Origin of the sequence: Staphylococcus sp. GDY8P72P (assembly GCF_016890655.1) — a bacterium.
Taxonomy (GTDB): Bacteria; Bacillota; Bacilli; order Staphylococcales; family Staphylococcaceae; genus Staphylococcus; species Staphylococcus arlettae.
This window is the reverse complement of the sequence record NZ_JAFEQJ010000025.1, coordinates 22,669-28,668: the sequence shown is the minus strand read 5'-3', so window position 1 is coordinate 28,668 and position 6,000 is coordinate 22,669. Positions and strand designations below refer to the sequence as shown.

Below are 6,000 nucleotides of genomic sequence, written 5' to 3'. Positions count from 1 at the left end.
TTGATACCGTCTCCGACCATCATGACTTTATTACCGTCACTTTGATAATCTTTTATAATGCTTTCCTTATCTTCTGGCATGAGTTGTGCGTGGACATCACTAATACCTAATTCTTTTGCGACAGCGTGTGCCACTTCATTATTGTCACCTGTAAGCATGACTGGTGTAATATTTCTTGATAGTAAATCAGCTACCATTTGTTTTGAGCTTTCTTTAATTTGATCTCCTTGAGCAATCATGCCAATGACTTGTTGATCCTCAATTAAATAGCTGATTGAATTACCTTGTTGAGCTAATTTAGTAAACAAGTCATCGTCATAATTAAGTTTATGTTTATCAAGATAAGAGACATTTGTTATTTTATATGTTTTATTATCAATTAGACCTTCTAATCCGACACCTGGAATATTATTAACGTCTTGTGGATTAGTAAATGAAACATTTTTACTTTTCGCAAAATCAACAATACTTATAGCTAATGGGTGATTAGATTGACTTTCTAATGAGGCGAAAAGGCTTAATATTGTATCATTACTCAAATCATTTTTAAAGCTCTCATAATGATTCACAGAAAAGTTACCCTCAGTTAAAGTACCAGTTTTATCCATCATTACATAATCGATATGTTGAGCTATTTCTACAGACTCTCTATTTTTAATAATTAAACCATTATGTGCACCAATTGAAGTAGAACGTGCAGTGACTAAAGGTATTGCCAAGCCTAAAGCATGTGGACAAGCAATGACTAACACAGTTACAAGACGTTCTAATGCAAAATCAACATCATTTTGAATGAGCATCCAGACAATAAAAGAAATCACGCCAACACTTACAGCAAAGTAGAATAAATAACCCGCTACTTTATCAGATAACAATTCAGCACTAGATTTATCACTTTGTGCTTGATTAACAAGTCCCATAACTTGAGAAAGATATCCATCTTCTCCCACAGCTGTAACCTTGACTTGTATTGTTCCAGACCCATTAATAGAACCCCCGATGACGTTGTCATTTTGATTTTTTTGTACTTTTTTAGATTCTCCAGTGACTAGGGATTCATCTATAGATGTTTGTCCTTGAACGATAATACCATCTGTTGGAATGCTTTCTCCGGCTTTTACTTCGACGATATCATCAGTCATGATGTCTGATATTTTAACTTCTTCGCGTTGGCCATTATCCATAACTTTAATAGCACTATTAGGTAACAGTTCTGCCATTTTCTTTAAAGCATCTCCAGCATTTCCGACAGCATTCATTTCTATCCAATGTCCTAATAGCATAATTAAAATTAAGGTTGCTAATTCCCAAAAAAAGTCCATTGTATGACCAGTTGCACTACTAAAGTTATTCATATAAAAAGCATACAAGCTATAAATATAAGCTACTGAAATACCTAGGGCAACTAAGGTCATCATGCCTGGTTTTTTTGTAGCAATTTCATCTTTACCACCAGACAAGAACGGTTTACCACCATAAAAGAATAAAATTGTACTTAATATTAACACTACCCATTCAGAACCTGGAAATGTGAATTGAAAAGGTAAGTTAACACCCATCATTGGCGATAAAAGAATGATAGGTATTGCAAAAATTAATGAAACAAAAAACTTAACTTTAAAATTTCCATGATGATGTGCATGGCCACTATGATGATGTGAGGCATGGTTATCATGATGCATGTGATTGGAATGATTCATGTGATTTTGATGATTATGCTCTTCACCATTATTATTCAAATTAACCCCTCCTATTTATGAAAATATTATATTAGCTATACTTATACTATAACACATACCTCCTAGGGGTATAAATGTTTTCGATTTATCTCCATTTATGGATTTATTTATATCATTCCGAAAATGATGTCTCCACGTCCTACATTAGACCTTGTCATCGATGTTTAAAACAAGGTTTTAATTAAATGTATTATTGCAAAAAGTATTATCTATATAGATATTTGTCTATATAGATGATAATCTATAATAAAGGAGGGATGACATCCATATGTCTTATAAGGAACTATCATTACAATTAAAAATTTTATCGGATCCAAGTCGATTAGAAATATTAGACTTATTATCTTGCGGTGAATTATGTGCTTGTGATTTATTAGCGTATTTTCAATTTTCACAACCTACATTAAGTCATCATATGAAAATTCTAGTAGATAATGAATTAGTATCTACACGAAAAGACGGTACTAAGCGCATGTACCGACTTAATCATAAGTCCTTAGATTCAATCAACAATGAATTAACTTATATTAGCTCTCCTACTCAACAATGTATGTGTAAAAAGATAAAGACAGGTGAATGTACATAATGACTATTCTAGCGATTATTATTTTTCTTTTAACTCTCATGTTTGTTATTTGGCAACCTAAGGGGTTAGATATTGGTATTACAGCATTGTTTGGTGCTATCATCGCTATTATTACAGGCGTTGTCAGTCTCTCGGATGTTATTGAAGTTACAGGGATTGTTTGGAATGCGACGTTAACCTTTGTCGCTGTTATACTCATTTCATTAATTTTAGATGAAATTGGATTTTTCGAATGGTCTGCGATACATATGGTCAAGGCCTCAAAAGGTAATGGCTTAAAAATGTTTGTTTTTATCATGCTACTTGGGGCAATTGTAGCAGCATTTTTCGCAAATGATGGTGCAGCTTTAATCTTAACGCCTATTGTATTAGCAATGGTACGTAGTTTAGGATTTGATAAAAAAGCGGTATTCCCATTTATTATTGCTAGTGGTTTTATTGCAGATACTACGTCTCTTCCATTAATTGTTAGTAATTTAGTTAATATTGTTTCTGCTGATTACTTTGATATTGGATTTGTTGAGTACTTCAGTAAAATGATTATACCTAATATATTCTCTTTAATCGCAAGTATTCTTGTCTTATGGATTTATTTCAGAAAGTCTATCCTAAGAAAATTTGATGCAGTAAATATTAGAGAACCAAAAGAAGCGATTAAGGACAAAAAGCTTTTTAATATCTCGTGGATTGTACTCACTGTATTGCTAGTTGGTTATTTAATAAGTGAGTTTATAAATATTCCTGTATCAATTATTGCTGGTATTATTGCTTTTATCTTTGTAATATTAGCTCGTAAATCAAAAGCAGTTCATACAAAACAAGTGATTAAAGGTGCACCATGGAATATTGTTGTATTTTCTGTTGGTATGTACTTAGTTGTATTTGGTTTAAAAAACGTAGGAATCACAACAATTTTAGCTGATGTATTATCCAATATTTCAAGTCATGGATTATTCAGCAGTATCATGGGTATGGGCTTTATAGCTGCTTTCTTATCTTCAATCATGAACAACATGCCAACTGTTTTAATAGATGCAATAGCGATTGGTCAATCCAGTGCTACAGGTATATTAAAAGAAGGTATGATTTATGCGAATGTCATAGGTTCTGATTTAGGACCTAAAATAACACCGATTGGTTCTTTAGCAACATTATTGTGGCTACATGTCTTAACACAAAAAGGTGTGAAGATTTCGTGGGGAACTTACTTTAAAACTGGAATTATCATTACTATTCCAGTCCTATTTGTAACACTCTTAGGTTTATACCTTACACTAATCATATTTTAAGAAAAGAGGGTTTAATTATGGATAAGAAAACAATTTATTTTATATGTACAGGAAACTCTTGTCGTAGCCAAATGGCTGAAGGTTGGGGAAAGGAAATATTGGTTGAAGATTGGAATGTCTATTCTGCTGGTATTGAAACGCATGGTGTTAATCCTAAAGCAATAGAAGCTATGAAAGAAGTAGATATTGATATATCAAACCATACGTCAGACTTGATTGATAATAATATTTTAAAACAATCAGATTTGGTCGTAACGTTATGTAGTAATGCAGACGATAATTGTCCTATTTTACCACCAAACGTTAAAAAAGAGCATTGGGGTTTTGAGGATCCAGCAGGAAAAGAATGGCCAGAATTCCAACGTGTTAGAGATGAAATTGGAAAAAGAATACAAGAATTCAAAGAAACGCTCGTTTAATGTGAGCGTTTCTTTATATTTAAGTCATACATTTTATTAATAATGATTTCAATTCTATATCTTTGATATAATAGTATACCATTTTCCCATCCTTGTAAAAATTCAGCACGTCTCTTTTATACAAGGCTCTCAAATGATACGATGTTGAAGCTATACTTAAACCTAATGTTATAGATAAGTCACAAACACATAATTCTTTCTCTTTAATTAGAGCTAATATAATTTTCAGCTTATTCTCATCACTTATCTTTAATAATGTATTGATAAGTCGTTGAGTTTTTTCTTCATTTAAAAATCTTAAAGCATAATTCACTTTTTCCTCATGAACACAAATAACGTCACAAATTTTATTGTTACTCATATTAAGTCACACCTTAATTTATAATATAAATCCTAATATTGTTTGTATGGTTTCATTTTCAATAATAATAAATAAGCCCAATGCTATGTAGATAACAGCCATAATCCAACGACTGAATCTCTCAACAACCTCACCCACACTAGGAATTCTAGCTAGTTTTTGTGCTGTGAATACTAAAATGAAAATTAAAACTAAAAATACAATTAAGGTAGTCAGTAATTCAACAATATCCAATGTTACAAAATAAGGGACAAATAAACCAATATTATCTGCACCACAACTTGCAATTGTCACTAAAGAAACAGTCTCTATTAATTTGGACAAACCTTTTTCATTTAATTCTTTATTTGCTCTTTTTTCACCTTCACAATCATCATAAATAGCAACTTTTATACCTAAGTAGATGGGGATCAAACCTAATAAACCTAATATCCATTTCTCTGGAACATAATTTAACACAAAAGCTAAAAATAAACTGACTAATATGAGGATCATCGATCCTAGATATTGACCTATATAAATATCCCTATATTCTTTTCTAGTCTTTGCTCTAGCAAAAAATATTAATAAAATCACTAATAAATCTACCGCAGTTGCAATATAAAGTATTGCCGCAGTTACAATACTCTGAACCATAGAGCACCTCATTCAAATATATATTTGAATGAATTGTATCATATATTGCATATCTTATGAATAATAAATATTAGAACCGAAAAGTGACACTTTAACTGATAGTAAGGGGCTGTGTATATACGAGTGATTTATAGATTCTTTGAGAATACGACTTAAAGCGATTTTAATTTGTCAGTTCATTGTAGTTTGTTTTTTACAATTTCACTAATAAAGAGAACCTTATAAAAAAATAATTGGTTTATTATGAACAACTAACAGAATTTATTCCAATTACACTACTTCACAATTTATATAGTAATCTTCAATAGATATGATTTTTAATTTTAAATTATTAACTACAATCACCTCATAATAATGGCTTTCTTCGCCTGTTAAATTACCTACATAGAAAGCTGGTGTTCCTTTTTTTACTTTTACCCGTAATTTGTAACCTTCTTCTCTTGATTCGTACCCTTTTATTAATGAAGTGTGTAAAATTCCAAGTTCACACAAATCTACTCCATATAAGTTTTTAGCGTTTTTCTCCATTAATTTGTATATCCGAGGACTAACTGTTCTATAAGTAGTTATATCCTCTTTCACTTTATATTTATCAAATACCTCTAGAATTTCTTTGTGATCATTAGTACCACTTCTTAAAGCTTCATTTATTGTTTCTCCGCTACTAGCTAATATATATTCTTTAGTTGGTTGGCCGTTTCTACGAGCTTCAGTCTCATATTCAAGTACTCTATCTACATAACTATGTATATTTTCGGGAGACAAATTACTATTGTCCCAGGTTTCACCGACATGGCAAAAATACCCTTTTTGTTTTAAACACCATTTTTTTAATCTAAAAATAGCATAAAAATCTAGTTATCCGCATAAAAACTGGACTTATCACACTTTATCAAGGTCAAAACCACTCAATTTACTACTAATTTACTACTTATGAATGAGCTTTGATACGACGATTTATCCTTGAAAA

The 6,000-nt window shown here is 31.2% G+C and carries 7 protein-coding genes; 3 read left to right on the top strand and 4 right to left on the bottom strand.

What is annotated here, in order from left to right; genetic code table 11:
* A partial coding sequence (locus tag JVU85_RS10830; protein WP_204172538.1) for a heavy metal translocating P-type ATPase occupies nt 1–1,739 on the bottom strand: 1,739 nt, incomplete at its 3' end.
* Nucleotides 1,740–2,007: 268 nt separating this feature from the next.
* On the opposite strand from JVU85_RS10830, the gene JVU85_RS10825 reads away from it, so the two are divergent.
* Genes JVU85_RS10825 through arsC form a run of 3 tightly spaced genes read left to right on the top strand, consistent with a single transcriptional unit; the run spans nt 2,008 to nt 4,033 of the window.
* A complete protein-coding gene (locus tag JVU85_RS10825) occupies nt 2,008–2,325 on the top strand; it encodes an ArsR/SmtB family transcription factor (protein WP_011274435.1) in 318 nt (105 codons plus the stop codon).
* Entirely contained in the window at nt 2,322–3,614 is a 1,293-nt protein-coding gene (gene arsB / locus JVU85_RS10820) for an arsenite efflux transporter membrane subunit ArsB (RefSeq protein ID WP_204172539.1), read from the top strand. Before JVU85_RS10825 ends, arsB begins: the two co-directional genes overlap by 4 nt.
* Nucleotides 3,615–3,631: 17 nt before the next feature.
* On the top strand, nt 3,632–4,033 hold the full coding sequence (gene arsC / locus JVU85_RS10815; protein ID WP_151362629.1) for an arsenate reductase (thioredoxin): 402 nt from the start codon (nt 3,632–3,634) through the stop codon (nt 4,031–4,033).
* Nucleotides 4,034–4,052: 19 nt separating this feature from the next.
* Here arsC and JVU85_RS10810 read toward each other — a convergent pair whose 3' ends face one another.
* From JVU85_RS10810 to JVU85_RS10800, 3 genes are all read right to left on the bottom strand, one after another.
* Nucleotides 4,053–4,394 carry an ArsR/SmtB family transcription factor gene (locus tag JVU85_RS10810; RefSeq protein WP_151362628.1) on the bottom strand — a complete coding sequence of 114 codons (342 nt, stop codon included), beginning with the start codon at nt 4,392–4,394 and terminating at the stop codon, nt 4,053–4,055.
* Nucleotides 4,395–4,412: 18 nt separating this feature from the next.
* The gene (locus JVU85_RS10805) at nt 4,413–5,030 is read right to left on the bottom strand and encodes a CadD family cadmium resistance transporter (RefSeq protein WP_069826417.1); all 618 of its coding nucleotides are present in this window, start codon (nt 5,028–5,030) and stop codon (nt 4,413–4,415) included.
* A 270-nt stretch (nt 5,031–5,300) separates the two neighbouring features.
* Nucleotides 5,301–5,873 (bottom strand): ADP-ribosyltransferase, encoded by a 573-nt coding sequence (locus JVU85_RS10800; protein ID WP_151362627.1) that lies wholly within the window; start codon nt 5,871–5,873, stop codon nt 5,301–5,303.
* Nucleotides 5,874–6,000 lie beyond the last annotated feature (127 nt).

What these genes read in the sequence shown, in the direction of transcription:
- arsC (WP_151362629.1), top strand. Translation starts at nt 3,632, where the DNA reads ATGGATAAGAAAACAATTTATTTTATATGTACAGGAAACTCTTGTCGT.
- JVU85_RS10810 (WP_151362628.1), bottom strand. Translation starts at nt 4,394, where the DNA reads ATGAGTAACAATAAAATTTGTGACGTTATTTGTGTTCATGAGGAAAAA.
- JVU85_RS10805 (WP_069826417.1), bottom strand. Translation starts at nt 5,030, where the DNA reads ATGGTTCAGAGTATTGTAACTGCGGCAATACTTTATATTGCAACTGCG.
- JVU85_RS10825 (WP_011274435.1), top strand. Translation starts at nt 2,008, where the DNA reads ATGTCTTATAAGGAACTATCATTACAATTAAAAATTTTATCGGATCCA.